21 protein-coding genes and 2 rRNA genes (1 of these 23 running past the window's edge) are annotated in these 22,695 nt (G+C 33.0%); 6 read left to right on the top strand and 17 right to left on the bottom strand.

Translation table 11 applies throughout. The features are described from left to right. Both ACE193_RS12610 and rrf read left to right on the top strand, forming a co-directional pair. Positions 1-1,919, top strand: a 23S ribosomal RNA gene (locus ACE193_RS12610) (it extends 970 nt beyond the left edge of the window). Between the two features lie 125 nt (positions 1,920-2,044). Continuing rightward, positions 2,045-2,155, top strand: a 5S ribosomal RNA gene (gene rrf / locus ACE193_RS12605). Between the two features lie 147 nt (positions 2,156-2,302). Here rrf and ACE193_RS12600 read toward each other — a convergent pair. The 17 genes from ACE193_RS12600 to ACE193_RS12520 all read right to left on the bottom strand — a co-directional run bounded on the left by ACE193_RS12600 (position 2,303) and on the right by ACE193_RS12520 (position 19,838). Next, positions 2,303-3,004 carry a ComF family protein gene (locus ACE193_RS12600; RefSeq protein WP_375558593.1) on the bottom strand — a complete coding sequence of 234 codons (702 nt, stop codon included), beginning with the start codon at positions 3,002-3,004 and terminating at the stop codon, positions 2,303-2,305. 73 nt (positions 3,005-3,077) lie between these two features. Then, on the bottom strand, positions 3,078-3,206 hold the full coding sequence (locus ACE193_RS12595) for a hypothetical protein (protein WP_375558592.1): 129 nt from the start codon (positions 3,204-3,206) through the stop codon (positions 3,078-3,080). Positions 3,207-3,293: 87 nt separating this feature from the next. Then, positions 3,294-3,929 (bottom strand): DNA-3-methyladenine glycosylase, encoded by a 636-nt coding sequence (locus tag ACE193_RS12590; RefSeq protein WP_375558591.1) that lies wholly within the window; start codon positions 3,927-3,929, stop codon positions 3,294-3,296. 59 nt (positions 3,930-3,988) lie between these two features. Beyond that, positions 3,989-4,915 carry a hypothetical protein gene (locus ACE193_RS12585; RefSeq protein ID WP_375558590.1) on the bottom strand — a complete coding sequence of 309 codons (927 nt, stop codon included), beginning with the start codon at positions 4,913-4,915 and terminating at the stop codon, positions 3,989-3,991. 13 nt (positions 4,916-4,928) lie between these two features. Continuing rightward, positions 4,929-5,531: a hypothetical protein gene (locus ACE193_RS12580; RefSeq protein WP_375558589.1), complete on the bottom strand. Its 603-nt coding sequence runs from the start codon at positions 5,529-5,531 to the stop codon at positions 4,929-4,931. 143 nt (positions 5,532-5,674) lie between these two features. Further along, the gene (locus tag ACE193_RS12575) at positions 5,675-6,490 is read right to left on the bottom strand and encodes a hypothetical protein (protein ID WP_375558588.1); all 816 of its coding nucleotides are present in this window, start codon (positions 6,488-6,490) and stop codon (positions 5,675-5,677) included. Between the two features lie 61 nt (positions 6,491-6,551). Further along, on the bottom strand, positions 6,552-6,986 hold the full coding sequence (locus ACE193_RS12570; RefSeq protein ID WP_375558587.1) for a hypothetical protein: 435 nt from the start codon (positions 6,984-6,986) through the stop codon (positions 6,552-6,554). A gap of 82 nt (positions 6,987-7,068) precedes the next feature. Beyond that, on the bottom strand, positions 7,069-7,668 hold the full coding sequence (locus ACE193_RS12565; protein ID WP_375558586.1) for a hypothetical protein: 600 nt from the start codon (positions 7,666-7,668) through the stop codon (positions 7,069-7,071). A gap of 236 nt (positions 7,669-7,904) precedes the next feature. Further along, a complete protein-coding gene (locus tag ACE193_RS12560) occupies positions 7,905-8,069 on the bottom strand; it encodes a hypothetical protein (RefSeq protein ID WP_375558585.1) in 165 nt (54 codons plus the stop codon). 861 nt (positions 8,070-8,930) lie between these two features. Next, positions 8,931-9,137 (bottom strand): helix-turn-helix domain-containing protein, encoded by a 207-nt coding sequence (locus tag ACE193_RS12555; protein ID WP_375563356.1) that lies wholly within the window; start codon positions 9,135-9,137, stop codon positions 8,931-8,933. Positions 9,138-9,586: 449 nt separating this feature from the next. Further along, positions 9,587-9,997: a hypothetical protein gene (locus tag ACE193_RS12550; RefSeq protein ID WP_375558584.1), complete on the bottom strand. Its 411-nt coding sequence runs from the start codon at positions 9,995-9,997 to the stop codon at positions 9,587-9,589. A 42-nt stretch (positions 9,998-10,039) separates the two neighbouring features. Then, positions 10,040-11,128, bottom strand: a complete 1,089-nt coding sequence (locus ACE193_RS12545) for an ISAs1 family transposase (RefSeq protein ID WP_375558711.1) — start codon at positions 11,126-11,128, stop codon at positions 10,040-10,042. 63 nt (positions 11,129-11,191) lie between these two features. Then, positions 11,192-12,262, bottom strand: coding sequence for a hypothetical protein (locus tag ACE193_RS12540; RefSeq protein ID WP_375563331.1), 1,071 nt, complete (start codon positions 12,260-12,262; stop codon positions 11,192-11,194). Positions 12,263-12,367: 105 nt separating this feature from the next. Beyond that, positions 12,368-14,134, bottom strand: a complete 1,767-nt coding sequence (locus tag ACE193_RS12535) for a von Willebrand factor type A domain-containing protein (protein WP_375563330.1) — start codon at positions 14,132-14,134, stop codon at positions 12,368-12,370. A 196-nt stretch (positions 14,135-14,330) separates the two neighbouring features. Further along, positions 14,331-15,722 carry a dihydrolipoyl dehydrogenase gene (gene lpdA, locus ACE193_RS12530; protein WP_375563329.1) on the bottom strand — a complete coding sequence of 464 codons (1,392 nt, stop codon included), beginning with the start codon at positions 15,720-15,722 and terminating at the stop codon, positions 14,331-14,333. Between the two features lie 307 nt (positions 15,723-16,029). After that, complete coding sequence (gene bioD / locus ACE193_RS12525; protein ID WP_375563328.1) at positions 16,030-16,674, bottom strand: dethiobiotin synthase; 645 nt, start codon at positions 16,672-16,674, stop codon at positions 16,030-16,032. Between the two features lie 122 nt (positions 16,675-16,796). Then, positions 16,797-19,838: a bifunctional acetate--CoA ligase family protein/GNAT family N-acetyltransferase gene (locus tag ACE193_RS12520; RefSeq protein ID WP_375563327.1), complete on the bottom strand. Its 3,042-nt coding sequence runs from the start codon at positions 19,836-19,838 to the stop codon at positions 16,797-16,799. Positions 19,839-20,269: 431 nt separating this feature from the next. On the opposite strand from ACE193_RS12520, the gene ACE193_RS12515 reads away from it, so the two are divergent. The 4 genes from ACE193_RS12515 (at position 20,270) to ACE193_RS12500 (ending at position 22,646) form a co-directional block, all read left to right on the top strand. Then, positions 20,270-20,749 carry a MarR family winged helix-turn-helix transcriptional regulator gene (locus ACE193_RS12515; RefSeq protein WP_375563326.1) on the top strand — a complete coding sequence of 160 codons (480 nt, stop codon included), beginning with the start codon at positions 20,270-20,272 and terminating at the stop codon, positions 20,747-20,749. 143 nt (positions 20,750-20,892) lie between these two features. Continuing rightward, positions 20,893-21,531 carry a hypothetical protein gene (locus ACE193_RS12510; protein ID WP_375563325.1) on the top strand — a complete coding sequence of 213 codons (639 nt, stop codon included), beginning with the start codon at positions 20,893-20,895 and terminating at the stop codon, positions 21,529-21,531. Between the two features lie 75 nt (positions 21,532-21,606). Next, positions 21,607-22,041, top strand: a complete 435-nt coding sequence (locus tag ACE193_RS12505; RefSeq protein WP_375558687.1) for a hypothetical protein — start codon at positions 21,607-21,609, stop codon at positions 22,039-22,041. 20 nt (positions 22,042-22,061) lie between these two features. Next, positions 22,062-22,646: an IS630 family transposase gene (locus tag ACE193_RS12500; protein ID WP_375558686.1), complete on the top strand. Its 585-nt coding sequence runs from the start codon at positions 22,062-22,064 to the stop codon at positions 22,644-22,646. Positions 22,647-22,695 lie beyond the last annotated feature (49 nt).

Here is a 22,695-nt window from a genome sequence, read left to right as displayed (position 1 = left end):
GTGGTGCTAAGGTCGCAGTCCGAGAGGGAAAGAACCCAGACCATCAGCTAAGGTCCCCAAATATAGATTAAGTTGACCTAAGGTGGTCCGATTACGGAGACAGCCAGGATGTTGGCTTGGAAGCAGCCATTCATTTAAAGAGTGCGTAACAGCTCACTGGTCGAGTGATTGGGCGTCGATAATACACGGGCATAAATCTATTACCGAAGCTATGGACTATATGTTTTTGAATATATAGTGGTAGAAGAGCATTCTGAATGCGTCGAAGCTGGATTGTGAATGAAAGTGGAGCGTTTAGAAAAGCAAATGTAGGAATGAGTAACGATAAAGGGGGTGAGAAACCCCCTCGCCGATAGACTAAGGTTTCCTGAACAACGCTAATCGTTTCAGGTTTAGTCGGGACCTAAGGATAAGCCGAAGGGCGATTCCGATGGCAAACAGATTAATATTTCTGTACCTCGCTTAAATTGCTAGGGGAGACGGAGTAAATAATGTAGTGCGTTCTGACAGAAATGGACGTTAAAGCCGAAACGCAAAGGTTTTTAGTAGGTAAATCCGCTAGAGATTGGATTAGGCAATAGTACGACAAACCTTCGGGGGCGTTGATAATCTACATAATAGCTTCCAAGAAAATCCTCGTTAGCGTTAATTTAAGTAGCCCGTACCGCAAACCGACACAGGTAGTCAAGGAGAGAATCCTGAGGCGCTCGGAAGATTCATGGTTAAGGAACTAGGCAAATTTACCCTGTAACTTCGGGAGAAGGGGTGCCGTCTTATAGCGATATAAGCGGCTGCAATAAAAAGGTCCAAGCGACTGTTTAACAAAAACACAGGGCATTGCGAAATCGTAAGATGAAGTATAATGCCTGACACCTGCCCGGTGCTTGAAGGTTAAGAGGGGAGCTTAGGAGTAATCCGAAGGTTTGAATCGAAGCCCAAGTAAACGGCGGCCGTAACTATAACGGTCCTAAGGTAGCGAAATTCCTTGTCGGGTAAGTTCCGACCTGCACGAATGGTGTAACGACTTGGACACTGTCTCAACCATGATTCCGGTGAAATTGAAGTATCGGTGAAGATGCCGATTACCCGCAACGGGACGAAAAGACCCCGTGAACCTTTACTATAGCTTCGCATAGTTGTTGAATACAGAATGTGTAGGATAGGTGGGAGACTTTGAAGGTGCGTCGCTAGGCGTGTTGGAGTCATTGTTGAAATACCACCCTTTCTGTATTTGTCATCTAACCTTGAATAAAGGGACGGTGCGTGGTGGGTAGTTTGACTGGGGTGGTCGCCTCCGAAAGTGTAACGGAGGCTTCCCAAGGTTTCCTCAATACGGTTGGTAATCGTATGTAGCGTGTAATGGCATAAGGAAGCTTGACTGCAAGACAAACAGGTCGAGCAGGTACGAAAGTAGGGCATAGTGATCCGGCGGTTCTGTGTGGAAAGGCCGTCGCTCAAAGGATAAAAGGTACTCCGGGGATAACAGGCTGATCTCCCCCAAGAGCTCATATCGACGGGGAGGTTTGGCACCTCGATGTCGGCTCGTCACATCCTGGGGCTGGAGAAGGTCCCAAGGGTTGGGCTGTTCGCCCATTAAAGTGGCACGCGAGCTGGGTTCAGAACGTCGTGAGACAGTTCGGTCTCTATCTGTTGTGGGCGTAGGAAATTTGCGAAGATCTGACTTTAGTACGAGAGGACCGAGTTGGACAAACCTCTGGTATATCAGTTGTGGTGCTAACTGCATAGCTGAGTAGCCACGTTTGGAACAGATAAGCACTGAAAGCATCTAAGTGCGAAACTGACTTCAAGATGAGATTTCCCTTAAGAGACGTTATAGATGATGACGTAGATAGGTTGCAGGTGGAAGTTTAGAAATAAATGGAGCTGAGCAATACTAATTTCTCAGTAGTCTTTTGTTAGTGTAGGCTGTTTGATATGCAAACAAGCAGTCGTAGTTTTTAGAATGTACTATACACCTTACTTTGTTAAAGAACTTTTTAAGAAATTGGTAGATACATACGACTGTATGTATTTACAGAAGAAAAAGGGTGATTATAGCATAGGGGTACACGTCTTTCCATTCCGAACAGAGCCGTTAAGCCCTATTGCGCCGATGGTACTGCGCTATTCGTGGGAGAGTAGGTCATCGCCCGTCCTTATATGGACAGATACATAATAAAATGTATTTGTGTTGGAAACAAAAATTACAAGCCTTTGTAACTAAGTAGTTATAAAGGCTTTTTTTTGGGTTACTATTTTGATAAGTAGAAACGAGGTATATATTCCAACGTGATCTATAAAACTAACTTTGTGCCACTGCAATAGTTGCAATACTAACTGTTTTTGCTCCATTTTCTAAGAGTAGAGTGGCACAAGCTTCTAGAGTTGCACCTGTTGTGATTACATCATCTACCAACAGGATATTTTTTCCTTTTACTGCTTCTAGGTCTGAAATTTCGAAACCTAATTTCATGTTTTTATACCTTTCTTCTCTTGATTTTTTGGTTTGAGAAATGGTATTTAATACTTTTTTTATTCCATTTTCTAGTTGTGGAATTTGCCAAACTTCAGACAACCCCTGTCCAAAACAAGCACTTTGATTATATCCCCTCTGTTTTTGTTTTTTAGGGTGCATTGGAACAGGAATTATAATATCAAAATGTTTATAAAAATTATTATCTAGTAATTCTTGTGCATACCAGTTTCCTAAAATCTCTCCTATTTGGGGTTGCTTATTATATTTTAGTTCGTGTAATAGATTTTGTACATTACTTTCCTTCTTAAAAAATAGATATGATATAGCATATTTTAGCTTTACTCTTCCCCAAAACTTTTGAGCAACTATATTCTTGTCATCTAAATGAGAGTCAGTCCTTGGAAAGTTAAACCGACAGACTGAGCAAATATCTGTTTCTCCTTGTTCTATTACTCCATTACAAGATAAACAGCTCTCAGGAAATAAAATAGAAAAAAAAGCAGAAAGGTATGTTTTTAGATTTGCCATTATTTATAAATAGAAATTGATTATTTTTAACTTACAAATTTTATGAGGTAGAGTTTTATAGATTATCATTTTTCTAGTTCTTAAATATCTTTATTAGGATTATACTGATGATGATAATCAAAATCATTGTTCCGTACATCAATGGTTCTACATAAAGATATTTTTTGTATTTCTGATACCAGTTTTGAAAAGATTTTTTCATGATATTTTGGTTTTTATTTTTTAGTAAAAGGCATGTCTTTTACCTCAAATGATATTACTTCTGAGTTTTTAAATCTAATTTCTAAGTTTATTTTGCAGGACTTGTCCATTTATTATCCTTGATTCTGAAACGCCAAGGTAACTCTTTATCTTCCTCTGCATAATCAATATTAACACGAGCAGAAGTAATTATTTGATTTTCCTCTATATTTTTGCTTCTATCTTCTATCCAAATACGGTTTTCTGTCAAATCGTTTCCATAATCTGAAAGCTCTATTCCCATAGCAATAGATAGTATCCCTGGACCTGCTGTTAGGTTTCTTTTTAGTTTTAGGTTTCCTGTTTTATCTTTGATTTGTTCCATTTTTCGACGTTTGAGCATCGTTTCTATTCCTTCAATAGGTTCAATGGCACGAATCAAAACAGCATCAGCTTTTCCGTATTCATTGGTTACGATATTGAAAAGTTTATACATTCCATAAACCAAATAAACATAAGCAACACCACCCTGCTCAAACATAATTTTGGTGCGTTCTGTTTTTTTATTCAAATGTGCATGACAGGCTTTATCCATTGCACCACAATAGGCTTCTGTTTCTACTATTTTTCCGACTGTGATTTTGTTGTTTATATCAGTTACTAAATACTTTCCTAAAAGCTCTCTAGCAATCTGAACCACATCAGAACGAGTATAAAATGATTTTGGGAGTTTTTGATGAGTCATTACAAATGAATGAATTAGGATTTAGATTTTTTGTAATAATCCATTTTTGGGTCGATTTGTTATTTCTTTGATTTAGATCTTTCCATAACATTATTTATCCATTCGTCTAAAACTTCTAATTCTCTTTCAGATAAGTCTTTTCTCATTTCGTATAATTCTATTCTGAATAGGTCAATGAATAACTCTGCATCTTCTTTTTTTAAGAGTATAAATTCTTTTTGTTCTTCACTTAATTTGTTATAATCTCTAAAAGAAGGAAAATATTCTTGTTTTTCTTCGTCCCATTTGAAAATAACCTGTATCCATCTTCTAAACAGAATTAACTTTGTGCTATTTCCTTTTTTATCAAAATCATATGGAAGATAGTACTTACCTCCTACATGTGCAATAAAGTCACCATCTGGATAACATTCAAAGGTGGTTTCCAAATCTAAACTAAATGAAGTATAAGATGCTAAAGGAACTACCCAGTTTTCTCCTGCTAGAGAGAGAACTTTTTTGAATCCTTTTTGTGTGAATTTATAGAAAAAGTACCTATCAGAATATACTCCACTTCCATGTCCATCATGATATTTTACCCAAACTAAAGGAGTGTTCTCAGTCGGACTAATGCCATAAAAAAGTTCACGATTTGTATCTAAACCAATTTCTTCTCTGTAAATCAAAAACCATTGATTATCAATTTTATCAAATACAAGAAAGTTAGATTCTACTATTCGTCCAAAAAAAGCAATCAATTCAATATCTTCATCTTCGTCAAAATTGGCATAAAAAACAGAGATATTTCCAAATATTGAATCTTTTTTGTTGTTCGTATATGTGATGACTTCCTTTGATAATTGTAGCATTATCTCATAGTTCTCATCATAATTTTCCATTTGCGAAAAACTTATTTTTCTTATCAAACTATCCGAAATAGGAATGTTTTGAGCCTGTAACGAAAGACTAAACAGGAAAAAAAATAAAAAAATAAATATCGTTTTCATAGAATTAAAAAAGTTACTTTTTCTCTTCTTCCTCTGCTAAATATTTTTCAACTCGTTTTAACACTAGAGCCAAAAGACGAGGAATGAGAAGTTTGATAAGTTGAGGTAAGAGAATAGCAGAGGCAACAAAAATACCGATTTCCAAAACTTGGTCTTGTAGTTTATCAGAAAAATGTCCTGTTGTGATAAATCTCCAAATATCTTCTAACAAACGATAATTGACAGCAATTAGCAAAGGAAGAGTAGTCATAAATGCCCAAAAAGTGGCACTTTCTTCTAACTTCATAAAGAAAAACTTGATGTTTTCTGAATGCAATTTAAAAGCATCTTCAAAACAACAAAACCAATCTTCTCCTTTATATTTTGTGGGATCAGGAACAAAATTAGTAACATCACCATCTAATTCGATGAGTGTTCGCATAATAAATTTTTCTGTATTTATGCCATCTTCTAATACATATTCAAATTCTGTATCAATGGTATAAGCTCCATGTTTCAAGATTTCAATGAAGTAAAGAATAAGACGTGGAGCAGCAGAAATATAACCCAAACGAATGTCTAGCCATCTTTTAAATTGAACCCAAAAGTTTTTTAAGATTATTTTCCAAGTAGCCAATTTAGAAGTTAGGTTTTATGAAGTTAGAATTATAGTAGTCAATTTTAGAAGTTGGAGTTATGATAATCAAGTTAGAAGTGTACTTTTAGTAAATCTAAATTCTTACTTTAGAATAGAAATTAACTGATTACTACGTACTGTTTTTATCCAATTCTTTTTGGTTTGCTTGTTAAGTTATCAGCCGTTCCAGTATTGACTTGTTTTCCTGTTACACCAGTAAATACAGTTCCTGCCAGCCTAGAAACAGCTTGAAATAAATACTGCCACATTCTGATAGAAGTCATAATAGAAGATTCATGTACTTCTTTAATCATTTTTTGTTCTCGTTCTGGAAAGTGCAAAAAGCGTGTCGTAATATAAGATGTAATATCTCCTTCTACTTGAACGACAGTTTGGAGCAGAACACGTTGTGTTCCGATTTCATTTGCTTTTCGGATAATAGAAATTTGGCTCGGATTGAGTTTTAAATCTTCCAAATGATTCAGACGCATAACAGAAAAATCATTATCACTTTCAATAGGGTCGTTTGAGTTATTTTGTAAGTCTAAGAAGATATCAATTATCTGTTGGCACTGTCTTATGATACGCTCACAAAGCATTACTCTTTCGTTGAGTATATCTGTTTCCAAATCAGTCAGATGAACACGTTCTAATTCTTGCTTAAATTCATCTCGTTTTATTTCTGCAAAATGCTGAATTTCTAAAAAAGAATTCAGACCTGCATTTAAGTTTTTGAATTCTTTTCGCATTTCTCCTTGATTGTCGGAACTTTCACCCATTTGAGGATTAATAACCGAAACAGTATAAGAAACCAACAACTCACGATAAGTACTAGCAATATCGTAGAGTTCCCAACGGTGCGAACGAGGTTTGATACACAATAATTGGTCTTTTACGATAGTGTTTACTTCTAAACGTAAAAGGTCATCTGCCAAGTTTTTAATAAAATCCTTTTTCATAGAAAAGTACTGCCCTTATGAATGATTAAAATAGAATAAATTGATTTATAATTAATCATTTTTATTTGTCTTCACGACTAAGCTCTCTAAAAAGGTCTATCAAAGAAGCAATGGCTTGTATATTTCCTTGAATAATTTCGTGTCCTTTTTCTTCTTTGTGAGCGTGAAAATTACGCATCCACTCATATTCATCACTTACTAGCTCTTTGCTAATGTGTGTTGTAATATCTCCATCAATCAAATTGATACGACTATTCATTAGTTTGTAATCATTATCTCTTCGTAAAGAAACTTTTTCGTTTACATCAACATCAAAATCGCCTACAATCGTTTTGATTTCTAGGTTTGTCAAATCCACGACACGCTCTTCGACATATTTGATGAAGTCTTGTAGTTTATCAACGTTTGTTTTTTCTATTTTATTGACACTTGTATTTGTCGGAACAACTGTGCCACTCCCTCCATTTACAGGGTCGTTTGAATCTTCTGCTGCCATAACTTTTTAGAGTTGTGAATTATAAATTGTGAATTATAAAATTTACTGTTGCTTGTGTCTTCACGAGCGACCTATTTATTTATTATCTATCTGAAACATGCGAACCACCAAAGATTCCACTTTTTCGTTTACATCTTTCAATAGAAGCCAAACGTTGTTCGATTTGATTTGTATCAAAAAGATGTTTTATACTTTCGTTATACGATTCGATTGCTTTCGAATAGTGTCCTTCTATCTCGTACATAATTCCATATTCATTATGGATTGTACCTAAATTAATTCCTTCAAACTCTACTGCTTTACTTAATAACTTTTTCAGCTCATCAAATGCTTTTGTAGAGGAAAGCAAAACAGCATAATTATAATAAACAGGAGGATAATCAGGCGAATGTAACAAGGCTAATTTATAACACTCTTCAGCATTTTTGAAATCTTGATATTTGTTGTGATAAATCCATCCTAAATGATTATAAGCTCTACCAAAAGTAGGGTCTTCTCTAAGAATTTGTTGCAGTTCCTTTACAGCATCACCAATTTTATTATCCTTGATAATTCTATCAGCATGCATAAAACGTTCGTATAAATCTGGGTCTGTATCAAAAATCATAAATTGAATAGTATTTGAGTGTGCATAATAATCAAATTCTGTTTCAAAAACAATAACAAAGTAATAACCAAACAAAATTTTAGTGGTATTGTAGTATGATATGTCTTTTTGTTATTGGTGGGGATGCTCACAACTGCTACTGAAGCAATTTTTTGTTTGGTAGGAATGTTTTACCTTACTATTTGAGGATAAATAAGAATTTTTCCGTGTTCTAATACTTTCCTTGTATCATTCATACGCTTATTTACATAATATGTATAAAGGATCACGCCACATTCCTTCTTCTTGAGGCTCAAACTCTTTTATTTTTTTTAATCACAATCCCATATTATGGAAGGAATATATAACCCTCCAAACATACTATTTCTCATATCAGGAACTGCAAATTTAGTATGAAAAATAATTGTATTATCACTAAGCAATACGTAAGAAGAAATATACATTAAAATATCATTTCTTCCTATTGACCTTTTCATAATGTGTATTTAGCTTGTTTCTAGCTATTTCACAAGAGAATTGCCAATTTATCAAAATTTTATTTTCCATTCGTTGTTCAAAATAACTCATTACTTCTTTTGTAAGTTGATTGATTGAAGAAATTCTTCTTTTTACAACATTGTCTTGATAAAGCAGAAAATTCTATCTCTACCATATTTAACTAAATAGCAGATTTTGGTGATAAATAAATTCAAATCTTTGTGTTAAATTTTGAGCTGTTTGTGCATCAAATACTTCATAAAATGAATTCGGTGTATGTGTATTAAGGTTATCTAAAACCACACAAATTTTTTCTGCATTTGGATAAGTAGCAGACAATAACCGTATCGCCTATTAAAAAGCAAGGATGCTCATCAAAACAAATGACTGGAACAAGTGAATTGTAATGCAAAAGATATAATCGAAGAATTATCTCCATCCGACATAAAAACTCTGCTGTCAAGCTCCTAATGCACCATTGTCTTTTTTTATGGGGCTGTAATTCGTTTTTTTTAGTATTAATCCTATCCATTATCCATAGGAATAAGAAATATATTCAACTAATTGCAACTCAACTACACGGTCTGCTAATAAACGTAAAGACCATTGAGAATACCCTTCAAGAGCATCACTACACACTAAAGCTGTTATTTTTGCTCTTGCTTCACCATCAAATTTAATAGGACTATCACTTCTTAGGCGTTCATCTAAAAAAGTAAGTCCATCTCAGCAATTCCCAATGTAACACGATTTCCATTTTAAAATGATAGTTTGCTCTTTTTTTAGCTAAAAAAATCAACATTTAAGAGAGTTTAAAGCTCTTTTTTAAGATTATTAAATCTTAAAAAGACATTTTATTGCTAATTTAATTCACATTGGGAATTGCTGAGTCCATCTGATTTATAAGAGCGTCCCCAAGAGGATACAGTTGCATAATTTATTCCTAGTAGAGTACTGACTTCTTGGTAACTTTTACCTTCATTCAGATAAAGTAAACCTTTAAGCCTTGTTTGCTTCCGAACTTTTATTGACCCTTTTGTTAAAGAATTTTCCAATGTTAATCGCACCAAAAAACGAAGGTTTTTGTGTAAAATAGTTTTTATATACCCTCTGAATTATTCATAAATTCTAATTTTGAAATTAGTAGTTTAAAGGCAAGCCTTTTGATCTACAAGTACACTATGATTTCTTTTTTTAATTTTTAAAAGTAAGTAAAATCAAAAAAACGCCCAAATTAGATGCGATTAACCTACACAATGTAGTTGAGTTTTGAAATAGTAGTATCTGAATACAGTAGTGATTTTTCCTCAAAATCTTGAGCAAAGGCAGAGGTAATAGAGGGGAAAAATAAGAATAAAAGAAATAGCCTTTTCATAATTGATTTTTTTAGAAACGAAATAATTTATCAACTCTAAAACGAGAGTTCTACAAAATTAGTACGTCGAAAAAATGGAATATATCCGTATGAAAAGGCTAAAGAAAATACTGTTTGACATTGTTTCAGAAAGGTCAAAGTTTATTTTTTATCTTCCTGTATTTTTTTATAAATATCTTTTGGGAGTTTTTTGATTGCTTCTTCTAATTTTTTCTCATTCGTACTTATTCTATTTTTATCTTTTAAATTGTAATTATAATGAGTGAAAAGGTAATAAATTAAGATTCTATTATATGTATCTAATTCATTATCTGCAATCATATCTAACATTTTGGTTTCTAGCTTATCAGGGTTTTGTGTTTCGGCTAATGCTCTTCCTATTCGGCTCATACTTCCATAATAATGATTCTGACTAGGATTCTCTGTTCTCAATGTAATTCCTAAAAGTAAATCCAAAACATTAATATCCAGCACTTCTAATTCTTTGATATACGTTTGTCGCCTTTCCCACGCATAACTTCCATCTGATGCTCTCTCAAATCTATCATTCATAATATCCAAATGCGCTCGTAAGAAAACAGACTAAACGCACTATTAAATGAACATTTTGGTAAAAAGTTGTTCAGCATAGCTTGTATTCCAATTAATTTTATTCATCATTTTTTTAGTGCTAAGTTTAGTTTCATACATTTTAGCAGCATTTAGTATTATTTTTCTGACTAGTGCTAAATTATGAACTGAATTGTCTTTTCGGTTTCTTTTTTCGTCTTCTTTTAAAATAACGTCTAGTTGCCAATGTAATTTATTTTCTATTGCCCAATGCCCTCTAGCTAATTTATAGGCTTGTTTTGCACTCAAATTTTTAATACTTGAGATATAATAGCGTATATGTTCTCCTCGTAATGAGCTATTTGTAGTTAATTTTATTAAAGTTACTAAACCTAACCAATTAGCTAGATTTTCTATCCATTTACAGTTTGAACTTACCTCTACTTTATATTCTACTACTTGATTAGCACTTGCTGACCAATCTTGTGTCTCAAATATATCATCAGCCTTTTCTACTTTAAAAGTAAGCTCTGTTTGCTCTAAAAGATGTTTTTGGTTTCCTTTTAGGGCTAAAAAATAATCTCCTTCTTTCTCTATAATCTGTTGAGCAATCGCTTGTTGTGTTCCCATAGCATCTAAAGAAACAACATATCCTTTCAAATAAAGCATTCCTAAAAGAGCTGGAATAGCCGTAATTTCATTACTTTTTTCTTCTACTTGAACCTGTCCTAAACTCAAACCTAGTTCACTAGCAACAGCACTAACTAAATAAATCCCCGTTTTACTACCCCGAAGAGCTTTTCCATCCACACTAATTTGCTGATAAGGTAAACCTAAATCTTTAATGCAAGCTGAAATCCAATCCATAAAACAACTATTAAAAAAAGCACTATCTAAGTGTAAAAAAACTCTACGTATAGTATCATGGGAAGGAATTCCGTTAGGCAAACGTAGAAAATTTTGTAAAAATTCCTTTTTCTCAATACCAAAATCGGCTATTTCTTCATAACCATCTGCACCATGAAAAATAGCACATACACTTAAAAGCAAAATATCCTGCAAATTGTGCAAGTAATTTTTATTTTGCCTACGAAAATCAGGAACTTCTGATAAATAAGAGCTTAAACTGACCATAAAAGAGAAAAAATTAAAAGTGAGAACGAAAATTAACTCTTTTTTATTAATTTTATAGTGCGTTTAGTCTGGTAAGAAAATATCCCACTTGACAGTTTCGGCAGAAAGTTTGGCAATACTCAAAGCGTGATAACGAGGCGATAAATCTTGACTACAACCACCAATTACTCTACGACCTCGTTTCAATTCTAGTTCGGCTGCTTTAGAATGATATTTTCCTACATAATATTCAAAATCCTCATTCGAACCTCCCTCTTTTTTGGCTTCCTCAACAGCTTCTGTCAATAAATTATCAAATTTTGAATCTTTACTTCTTAGTTTTTTAATATTTTCTACTAATAAAGAAGACCAAATACTATCCATTTTATAAAAATCTTTATAATCTTCGTAGTCTTCATACTTTGGTTCGTTTGTTTCTTTAGCTATATATTCTAAAAACTCTTCTACCTTCGAATTGCCTGTATTATTATAACGAACGCCACTTTCATACGCTTTGTCATAAAAAATCTGCTCTGTTGTATCAACCATACAATCGGCATACTGAATCATTTTGGCATATTTTTCTTTGAGCGGAACTGCTCCATTAGTATTTACGATATAAAATGCAGAAATACTTTCTTTGTCATAATCCGTTTTTGAATAGTGTTTATAAATCCATTTTCTATTTTTTAGATTTTCGCCTTCATAATTCTCTAGTTCTTCTTCAAAAACAATACTATTGGTTCGTTCTTCTCCTAAGCCCATTGTAGCAAATTTGATTCTATCATTATCTTGATAATCTTTGTAGCTATATTTTACCAATAAACCCTCTTTTGCAGCATATTTTTTGATAAAATCGGAATACGAAATATTTGAATCCATATCTTGTTTCATTTTTTCAAAGTTTCCTCTCTCTACAGTTACAAAGTTTGCTTTTGCTTGATAATTACTCAAATATGTTTTATTCAAATCACAAATAGCATATTTCAAATTCAAAGAATCTACAATATATTTGAGTTGTGAAATGGTTTGGTCTGAATAAATGAGTTCTTCTTTTGAGTTTCCAAACTCAGAGTTTGGTTCGTCTTCAAAGCCTTGTGAAAAGCTAGAAGTAGTATAAAAGAACAGTAGGAAAACAAAAAGTAGCTTTTTCATAATCATTTTTTTTAAATTGAAATAAGTTATTTTGAACTCTAAAACGAGAGTTGTATAAAATTAGTACGTAAAAAAACAGAATGTATAACAGCAAAGGCTAAAAAATCACTTACTCATCAACATACAACTTTCTACCAAATTCAAAAATTCAGTTCTATAACCTTCTGTATCTTTTCCTTTTGCATTTTTTCCTAGTTCTATTATTTGCTGATACGAAGAATTTGATTTATATTCAGAATTTCTCAAAATCATTCCAAAACTTGCCACAGCAGCCGAAAAACGAAAATTATCCGAAGTTTTGGATAAAGCTATATTTTCATCTTTTAATGGACTTACAATCAATTTACTTTTGGTTTCATCAGGCTTTTTGTAGCGTAATTTTAAGTTCAAAAGCTCATCAGAAGAAGCCACAGCTGTATAATTTGTACTTATTTTAGAGTTATTTTGATAACGCAAATCATCTACCGAAGTCAAAAATTCACTTTTTACACCAACAGGAATAATTTCGTACAATGCTGTTACTGTATGTCCTGCGCCAAGTTCTCCAGCATCTTTTTTGTCATCATCAAAATCTTCTTTTTTGAGCATTCTGTTTTCATAACCGATAAGACGGTAAGCAGCTACTTTTGTAGGATTAAATTCAATTTGAATCTTGACATCTTTTGCAATCGTAAATAAAGTCGCTCTCATTTGCGTAACAAATACTTTTTTTGCCTCTTGAATATTATCGATGTAAAAATAATTTCCATTTCCTGCATTACTCAACTCTTCCATTTGATGGTCTTGATAATTTCCCATTCCAAAACCACAAACAGTCAAGAAAATATCATCATCTCGTTTTGTTTCGATAAGTTTTACAAGGTCGCCAGCCGAATTAACACCTACATTAAAATCTCCATCAGTACACAAAATCACTCTATTATTTCCATTTTTGATAAAATTTTCTTGTGCAATTTTGTAAGCTAACGTTATTCCTGCTCCTCCTGCCGTACTTCCACCTGCCGAAACATTTTCTAAAGCATTCAAGATTTTAGCTTTTTCTTTTACCGAAGTAGAAGGCAAAACCAAACCAGCAGCACCAGCATAAGCAACAATCGAAATACGGTCTTTTTCATTCATTTCTCCCAAAAGCATTTTCAAAGAAGAACGTAAAAGAGGAAGTTTGTTTGGGTCTTCCATCGAACCCGAAGCATCAATCAAAAAGACAAGATTAGAAGCCGATAAATTTTTGTAATCCAATTCTTTTCCTTGAATTCCGATATGAACTAATTTGTGTTTTGTATTCCAAGGCGCAACCGAAATTTCTGTATTTATAGAAAAAGGAAGATCGTTTTTTGGTTGTGGATAATCGTAATCAAAGTAATTTATAAACTCTTCAATACGAACTGAATTAGGGTTTGGGAGCTGTCCGGACTGAATAAAACGACGAGCAGTAGTATAAGAAGCATTATCAACATCAATCGAAAAAGTAGAAAGAGCTTGATTTTTGGGTTGAATAAATTTATTTTCTGCTAATTTTTGGTAGTTTTCGGTGTTGGTATTTTTTAATTCGTCTTTTCTAGGAGCTTCTATCGCTGTTACATCAGTTACAATATTGTCGATTTCTATTTCGACATCTTCTATTTTTAGTTCAATATTCTCATCTAATTCCATGTCATTTTCTACCTCTATTATTTCCTCTGGTGAGATAGGCGTGGGAATATTTGTAAGTGGAACATCAATCACTTCTTCATCTTTATCAGAAATAGCCAAAACAGTAGAATCAGTCATTAGATTACTGTTTGAAGCTGTTTTTTGATTAGAACAAGATGAAAAAAGACCTAAAAAGGCAGCTAGAAAAGCGAGAAGTAGAATTTGTTTTTGAGTTTTCATAATCAGTAGTTTTTGAGTGGTAGAAATAGAATTTTTAGAACTTCATTTTTCTAGTAGATGAAATTTCTAACGAGTTTCCATATTTCTACAATCTCATTTTTTTGAAAAAGACACAAAAAATATCAAAAGCATGAAAAAACCCTAAGGGTCTTCAGAGACTCTTAGGGTTTACTATATAGCACAGAAATTCAAATTTCTATATATGAATCACTTCTCCATACGCTGCTGCTGCTGCTTCCATCACAGCTTCTGACATGGTTGGGTGAGGATGGACAGATTTTACGATTTCCATTCCTGTTGTTTCTAATTTTCTTGCTACTACGGCTTCTGCAATCATTTCGGTTACATTTGCACCTATCATGTGTGCGCCTAACCATTCGCCATATTTTGCGTCAAAGATTACTTTTACAAAACCTTCTTTTGCACCTGCTGCACTTGCTTTTCCAGATGCAGAGAATGGAAATTTACCAACTTTGACTTCATAACCTGCTTCTTTTGCTTGTTCTTCTGTCATTCCAACTGATGCAATTTCAGGAATACAATATGTACATCCTGGTATATTTCCGTAGTTTAATGGCTCTGGATGATGTCCTGCCATTTTCTCTACACAAATAATTCCTTCTGCACTTGCTACGTGTGCAAGAGCAGGACCATGTACAATATCGCCAATCGCATAAACTCCATCAACCGAAGTTTTGTAGAAATCATCAACGATTACTTTTCCTTTTTCAGTCTTTACGCCTGTGCTTTCAAGACCAATTCCTTCTAAATTTGTAGCTACACCAACAGCCGAAAGAACTACATCACATTCGATGATTTCTTCGCCTTTTTTGGTTTTGACAGTTACTTTGCAACCTGTTCCAGATGTATCTACTTTTGTTACTTCTGAAGAAGTCATTACTTTTATTCCTTTTTTCTTGTATTGCCTTTCTAGTTCTTTTGAAACATCTTTATCTTCAACAGGAACAATTCTGTCCATAAATTCTACAACAGTTACTTCTGTTCCGATAGAATTATAAAGATAGGCAAACTCTACTCCGATAGCTCCAGAACCTACAACCACCATTTTTTTAGGTTGTTTTTCTAAAGACATGGCTTTACGATATTCGATTATTTTTTTGCCATCAATAGGAAGGTTTGGGAGTTCTCTTGCACGTCCACCTGTTGCAAGAATTATGTTTTTGGCTTCGTAAGTTTCTTTTTTGCCGTCTTCTTTGGTTACTTCTACTTTGCCTTTTCCAGCTAGTTTTCCGAAACCCATTATTTTTTCAATTTTATTCTTTTTGAATAAAAATTCAATTCCTTTGCTCATTCCACCAGCTACATTTCGGCTACGACCAATCATATCGCCAAAATTTACTTTCGAATCACCTACTTCAATGCCATATTCTTTTGCATGTTGAACATATTCGAATACTTGTGCTGACTTCAAAAGTGCTTTCGTAGGAATACAGCCCCAATTTAGACAGATTCCACCAAGAGATTCTTTTTCGATAACACCTACTTTCATTCCGAGTTGAGAAGCACGAATTGCAGCTACATAACCTCCAGGTCCTGAACCGATTACTAATAAATCATAAGTTGCCATAAATGTATTGATTGGATTAAGGTTTTTTAATGTTGAATATACTTCAAAGATAAGACTTGAAAAGCAATAAAAAAAAGCAATAAAAAAAAATTGCTAATCTTAACTAATTACTGGAAAGCAATTTATAAAGTCAGCAAAATATAATTGTATTTGGAGACGTAAAGTTTTGTCTTTGATTATATTACTTTTTTCTAAAAAGTAAAGATACCATAGGAACAATTACAAATTAAACATCACGAATGTAACACGCTGAATATCAACAATTTGTTGTTTTTAAATGAGTATGTTATTTAATTTCAATTCCCCATCATAAATTAAAAACAATTTGAGCAGCATATTTTTTTACAATCTCTTTTGTAATTTCATTTTCTTGTCTTATTCTCAACAGAACTTTAGAGTTTAGATTATGAATTATATAATCTTCAATAATTTGTTCTGATTCGGAATTTGATTCTCCATTAAAAATAATTCCTTTCAGATTTATATTTCGGTTTTTAATAGCTTCTAGGCTCAAAATAGAGTGATTTATGCTTCCCAAATACAGATTACAAACCAAAATAAGAGGCAAATTTAGTTTTTCAATTAAATCAATTACATAATCTGCTTTGCCATTTTGTCCGTAATTAATAGGAACAAACAAACCTCCTGCTCCTTCTACAATGAGATTTTTATCCTTACTTTCTTTTGGTAATTCAAAATCTGAAAGGTTTATTTCTACTTTATCAATCTTTGCAGCAGCATGTGGCGACATAGGTGCAGTTAGACAAAAACGTTCTTCTAAAAAAATACTTTTTTTATTTGAAATTAATTCTTTTACTTGGTCAGTATCTTTTGGCAAACCTGCTTGAATAGGTTTCCAATAATGAGCTTTTAGAGCTTCTACCAAAATAGCACTAATAAATGTTTTTCCACTATTAGTTCCGATAGCAGAAATGAAATATTGATGTTGCATAAATTTATTATGAAGTCGCTCATGGAACACAAGCAACGATAAAGATATTTAAAATTAGATTAATGATTACCAAAAAAACACCATGGATTATATCCTCGTAACAGATATAATGAGAACAAAAACTATTCTTCCTCGTCATCATACTTATCTTCCTCATTATCAAAAACATTCTGAATATAAAGAGAAGCCTTTACAGTTCCTTCATCAGCATTATAGTCCATTACAAAACCTAATTTTTTACATATTTTTCTCATAGCTTGATTTTCTGACAAAATATCGGCTGTCAATAATTCAATTCCTTCACTACGACAAACTTCTACGGCTCTTTTCAAAAGCTCAAATCCTAGTCCCTCACCTTGATAACCATCGACGATAGTCATTCCAAATTCGGCTTCTTTTGTTCCATGAACTTTTATTATTCGAATCGCTCCTATGATTTCGTTTCTTGTACCTGCTTCTTTTTCTTTTTCTATGATAAGGGTAATTTGTCTATCATAATCAGCAAAACAAATTCTTGAAAGGCGTTCGTGAGATGTTCTTTGGTCAAGACTAACAGCATGAAAGAATCTAAAATAAACACTTTGAGGAGAAAGCTTTTTATGAAATTGAGATAAAGCAGGCTCATCTTCTGGACGTATAGGACGAAACAAAACCTCTTGATTGCTTTTGGGAAGACTCCATTTACCTTCATATTCAGAAGGGTAAGGACGAATTGCCAAACGAATAAGTTGGTCATCTTTTACATCATTAGGTTGTAAAATCATGACAGCATCCAAAATAGAAACTCCATCTGTACGAGAAACAGAAATAGGATTGAGATAAATTTCTTTAATAAATGGCTGCTCAATAATCAACTGACTAAAACGAACCATGGATTGCTCTAAAAGCATCAAAGTAGGCTCATGCAAATCATCTGTATTGACTAAGTTTTTATAAATTGTCGTTTGTTCGATAGCTCGTCTTGCCAAAGTCGCATTAAGAGGAGGCAACGCAACAGCCCTATCTTGATAATATTGTAATGATTTTCCACCATTTCCAAAAAAGATAATCGAACCAAATTGTACATCCACTCTACTTCCCATCAGCATTTCGATAGAATCGTGGGTGTTCATTTCTTGAACTGTTACACCCAAAAACTCCTCTTTGCTCACTCTTTCTTCAATATTTTTCTTTATTTCTTGGTAGGCTTGTCTTACTGCTTGTTCGTCTTTTAAAAACAAACGAACTCCACCTACTTCGCTTTTATTGATAATAGAACGTGAATGAACCTTCAAAACAACAGGCTTGGCAATAGCTGCAGCTTGCTGCCATGCTTCATCTTCTGAAAGAGCCAAGCGAGTATCAATAATCGGCAAATTATAAGCTGCCAAAATGAGTTTTGCTTCCCATTCTGTCAAGATTGTACGGTTTTCTATTCTTGCTTTGGCTATAATTTCAGTGACTGCTGCTCTATTCGGAGGGTTCTTTTTCATTGAATCCGAAATACGAGGCGTTTGATAAATTCCTTTTAAGTTGTAGGCATACTTCCACAAATAATTGAAAATATGTGCTGCTGCATCAGGATATTGAAAGTTAGGAACACCTGCTTTTGAAAGTAATTTTCGCCCTTCTTTTGTGGTATCTCCTCCCATCCAACTGACTAGCAACGGTTTTTTCTTTAAAGAAGCAAAGCGCAATAAATTTTTTGCTGTTTCGGTAGATTTACTGACTGCTTGTGGTGCAAGAATTACCAAAAGACCATCTACATTTTTGTCTTCTAATAAAATTTCAGTTGCTTTTTCATAGAGTTCAGGTGTAGCAAACTGATGTAAATCTAATGGATTTTCATATTCCCAACTTTTGGGTAAAAATTCTGATAAAGATTCGATTGTTTTTTCTGAAAGAGTAGCTAATTGTCCTCCACCTTTCATAAGCATTGTTGTTGCAAGCTGTGCAGGAGCATTGGCATTAGTCAGAATAGCAAGATGTTTTCCTTTTGGACGTGGCTGTTTCGAAATTACTTCTACCATAAAAAATACCTCTGCCATTGTATCCACACGAAGCATTCCCGAACGACGAAAAGCAGCATTAAAAATCAAATCTTCATCTACTTCGAAACGAATTGGAGAAACAGCTTGACTAGAAGCATCATTTTCTAATTGTTGTCTTTTTCCTGTTTTGAGTACAATAATAGGCTTCGAATACGAAACTTCCTTAGCAGCCGATAAGAAAGAACGAGCATAATTGATTGTTTCCATATACAAAACAATCGCTTTTGTTCGTGGGTCGTCGCCAAGATAGTGGATTACATCCCCCCAACTTATATCAATCATTCCACCAATCGAAACAAAGGCACTAAAACCTACATTTTGGCTATTTCCCCAGTCCAAAACACCTTCTCCCATGGCTCCACTTTGAGAAATAAAACCAATACTTCCCTCTTTTGGTCGTTGGTTGGAAAAGGTAGCAAAAAGATTGAGGTGAGGACGGATAAAACCAATAGAATTTGTACCAATGACACGTACACCTGATTTTCTAGCTTCTAGCAGAATTTCAGCTTCAAACTCTTCACCTTTTTCACCTGTTTCTCTAAAACCTGTTGATAGAATAAGCGCATTTTTTACATTCGCTTCTCCACATTCTTGTATAATATCAGCAACTGTTTTGGCAGGTGTAATGATGATAGCTAAGTCGATAAACTCTTCTATATCTTTGATTTCATCATAACAAACTGAGCCATTGATTTCTTCATATTTTGGATTGACAGGAAATACTTCTCCTTTGTAATCTAAAAGTGTTAGGTTTTCGAACAGTCGTTTTCCTAAAGAACCTTCTTTTTTACTTGCCCCAATAACAGCAATGGTTTTGGGATGAAAAAGAGCTTCCATATTACTTTTATCGTAAGAAGGATGGAAATGATGTGCCGAAACGCCTTCGCCCCAAGAGCGAATGCCTTCCAAAACTCGTTCTAAAATACGTTGAAAAGAATGCTGCATGACAGTTTGTATTCCGATAGCTAATTGATTAGCTAGGTAATTATAATTTCTTTTTAAAGGGGGGAAAGACTCTTTTGTATTACAATTATTTTTATCAACATTATCTATTTTATTTTTTATAGGTAATTTTGATGATTTTGTTCGTTTTAGTCTTTCCGAATCTCTTTTACTCAAATATACAACAGGCATCTGTAAAAAATGTAATGTAAACAGATAAAATTTAATGAAAAATGTTGTTTGTGAGTGTTTTGTGTATTTTATAGGAGTGAACAAGAAATAAAGTTGCTGTAACTACTCTTGCCATTGCTTATGTTATTTTTAATCTCCATAGACTAAGAAAAAATGTATTTATGGTCTATTAAAAACAGCAAAAAAAGATTAAAAAATGACCATTAGTCAGATTAATTACTTTTTGAAGAGTAAATTAATAAAATTTTGTGGTCATTTTTTATTAGGCAATATAGTTACTTTTAAATTTTTTTTCACTAAAACTATATTTTTTTGAATTTTTTGATTGTATTTATAGCTTATACAGATAGAAACGTTATTTTTGCAAATAAGTTTTGTTTACCGTAAAAAAAACGTGTAAATTAATTATTAACAAATTACTACCAAAAAAAATGACTACAATTCAGAAAACAAACAATGAATCGATTGTATTAGCAATAATGGAACTTGCTGCACAAATGCTCAAAAAAGGTTCTAGCCTTACAAATATTATTGGTCTGACAACTCAACAATGGATGGTTCTTCTATATGTACAAGGTGATACAAATATTCCTTATGCTGAAGAGCGTATTCAAGAAGGTGGTATTTTAGCTTCTGATATTGCAGAGGCTTTGAACGTTTCTCGTCCTAATATTACAAATTTATTACAAATTTTGGCAGATAAAGGATTGATTACACAAGACAAAGACCCAAAAGATAAACGTAGAAAAGTATTAGTTTTGACACGCAAAGGAAGAGATGCGATTGCAAAAGTAGCTCCTTTGAGAGAGAATGCAAACAGACGTTTATTATATGATTTTAGTGAGGAAGAAAAGGAAGATTTGCTTTCTAAACTTATGCACTGCCTTGACCGTTTACATGGAAGAGCCTAGAAGTTATTTATTTTATTTTAATAAAACAGCTTTCTTTTCTTATTGTTTATCAACTAATTGGTATAGTTGTAGTTTACTGATACACTAGATTAGTTCTATAAATTATTTTTAGGAAATTGTATTTTTTATTGACACTTTAATTCATGAAGAAGCTATTTTATGTATCTATTTTTGTAGGAGTTTTGCAAATAATTGTAGGTACAACGGTTGTTGCACAAAATTTTTCGAAAGAATATTGGCACAAAGGCGAAGTATATTTATTTACAGAGGAAAGTATTAAAGGGAGTATTCGATATGATTTAGACCAAAATAATATTACTATTCGAACTACTGATAATAAATTACGTTCTTACAATGCTTCTCAAGTAGAACAGTTTTGGATTGAGGATGAATTGCAAAAACGAGTTCGTTATTTTTATGCTTTACCACAGGTTACCAAAGATGATTATAGAGTTCTTTATTTCTTCGAACTTTTGACAGAAGGAAAAATTACGCTTCTTTGTAGAGAAAATTTTGTTGTCAAACAAGCAGGTTATTATTCGCCTTATATGTGGGGAGGTTGGACAAATGGAGGTAGTTATGTTGTACAAGAAGATGATTATTTTCTATTAAATAATGAAGGCAATGTAGTTGATGTAGAAGAAGAACGAGAAGCAATAATGAATCTTTTTGGCAATAAAAAGGAAGTCATGGAGCTTTATTTAATAGACCACAATAACAAATTACGTAATAGAGAGGATTTATTGAAACTCATTCGTTATTATAATGAAGTTTATAAATAAGTTTTTAAGTAGTTATATGCTACAATTTTGTTAGATTTGATTTTTTATTTCAAAAAACACAATTTTATATTTCTGATGCGTTTTATAGCTCCCCTAAGTATTTTTCAAGAACAGGAACTTCGTCGTTATTTATCTAGTAGTGATGTAAAACTCTTACCAAGAGAACGTAAACGATTTAGTTCAATTTGTTTGAGTTCCAAACATAAGTTTACTATTAAGGAGCTTTCAGCACAATTTGATGTGAGTGAAAATAGTATAAAAAGTTGGTTTGATAGGTACGAATCAATGGGCTGTTTGGGGCTTTTAGATAAAAACATGGCTCATTCTCAAAGTAGTTTAGCTACTGAAAATGCAGAAATTATTTTAGAAGCTGTAAAACAAACACCTCAAAATTTAAAAAGAACCGTTGTTTTATTGAAAAAAGAACATCAAATTGAAACTAATCCTTCTATTCTAAAACGTTTTCTTAAAAAAAAAAGTGGAGTTGGAGACGAATACAAAAATCGCTAAAATCTCAACGAGATGAGTGGATGCACGACTTTTTTAAGAAAGAGCTTGACTGGTGGTTAAAAGAAGAAGAAAAGGGAGAGGTAGAAGTGTGGTTTAGTGATGAGAGTAGTTTTCATCTAAATCCTAATAGTATGTATGGTTGGCAAGAAAAGACTTTGGAGACGCTTAAAAAAGTATTTTTACCTGCCAACCGTGCTAGAGGAGCAAATATCTTAGGATTTATGCGAACTAATAATGAAAGCGAATTTTATGAATTCTATCAATCTATGGATGCAGATACGTTTATTGCTTGTGTAAATAATTTTATTGAAAAACGAGCAAAAGGGCAGAAAATACTCTTGATTTTAGATAGAGCGACCTCTCACAGCAATCATAAAGTAGATAAAGCAATAAAAAAGTGGAAAGAAAAAAATGTATTTATTCAATTCCTTCCTTCTTATTGTTCAGACTTAAATTATATTGAAATGTTGTGGAAACATATTAAGCATTATTGGTTAGATATAGCAGCTTGGACAAATGTGAAAACGCTCCAAAAGGCTGTTTTAGATATATTAGCTCAGTTTGGAAAAGAAAAAGAATATACTATAAATTTTGCACCCTCTTAATTAAAATAGCATTATTAATAAGAGAAAATCAAAAATAACAAAATTGTTA

The organism is Bernardetia aquimarina, from assembly GCF_042180575.1.
In the GTDB taxonomy this organism is placed as follows: Bacteria; Bacteroidota; Bacteroidia; order Cytophagales; family Bernardetiaceae; genus Bernardetia.
Note: the sequence above shows the minus strand (reverse complement) of the source record. Positions and strands in the feature narration are given on the sequence as shown.

Coding starts and splice junctions, on each gene's coding strand:
- ACE193_RS12520 (WP_375563327.1), bottom strand. CDS start 19,838: ATGCCTGTTGTATATTTGAGTAAAAGAGATTCGGAAAGACTAAAACGA.
- ACE193_RS12595 (WP_375558592.1), bottom strand. CDS start 3,206: ATGAAAAAATCTTTTCAAAACTGGTATCAGAAATACAAAAAATATCTT.
- ACE193_RS12515 (WP_375563326.1), top strand. CDS start 20,270: ATGACTACAATTCAGAAAACAAACAATGAATCGATTGTATTAGCAATA.
- ACE193_RS12540 (WP_375563331.1), bottom strand. CDS start 12,262: ATGAAAAAGCTACTTTTTGTTTTCCTACTGTTCTTTTATACTACTTCT.
- ACE193_RS12575 (WP_375558588.1), bottom strand. CDS start 6,490: ATGAAAAAGGATTTTATTAAAAACTTGGCAGATGACCTTTTACGTTTA.
- ACE193_RS12570 (WP_375558587.1), bottom strand. CDS start 6,986: ATGGCAGCAGAAGATTCAAACGACCCTGTAAATGGAGGGAGTGGCACA.
- ACE193_RS12600 (WP_375558593.1), bottom strand. CDS start 3,004: ATGGCAAATCTAAAAACATACCTTTCTGCTTTTTTTTCTATTTTATTT.
- ACE193_RS12550 (WP_375558584.1), bottom strand. CDS start 9,997: ATGAATGATAGATTTGAGAGAGCATCAGATGGAAGTTATGCGTGGGAA.
- ACE193_RS12545 (WP_375558711.1), bottom strand. CDS start 11,128: ATGGTCAGTTTAAGCTCTTATTTATCAGAAGTTCCTGATTTTCGTAGG.
- lpdA (WP_375563329.1), bottom strand. CDS start 15,722: ATGGCAACTTATGATTTATTAGTAATCGGTTCAGGACCTGGAGGTTAT.
- ACE193_RS12560 (WP_375558585.1), bottom strand. CDS start 8,069: ATGAAAAGGTCAATAGGAAGAAATGATATTTTAATGTATATTTCTTCT.
- ACE193_RS12505 (WP_375558687.1), top strand. CDS start 21,607: ATGCGTTTTATAGCTCCCCTAAGTATTTTTCAAGAACAGGAACTTCGT.
- ACE193_RS12500 (WP_375558686.1), top strand. CDS start 22,062: ATGCACGACTTTTTTAAGAAAGAGCTTGACTGGTGGTTAAAAGAAGAA.
- ACE193_RS12590 (WP_375558591.1), bottom strand. CDS start 3,929: ATGACTCATCAAAAACTCCCAAAATCATTTTATACTCGTTCTGATGTG.
- ACE193_RS12510 (WP_375563325.1), top strand. CDS start 20,893: ATGAAGAAGCTATTTTATGTATCTATTTTTGTAGGAGTTTTGCAAATA.
- ACE193_RS12585 (WP_375558590.1), bottom strand. CDS start 4,915: ATGAAAACGATATTTATTTTTTTATTTTTTTTCCTGTTTAGTCTTTCG.
- bioD (WP_375563328.1), bottom strand. CDS start 16,674: ATGCAACATCAATATTTCATTTCTGCTATCGGAACTAATAGTGGAAAA.
- ACE193_RS12535 (WP_375563330.1), bottom strand. CDS start 14,134: ATGAAAACTCAAAAACAAATTCTACTTCTCGCTTTTCTAGCTGCCTTT.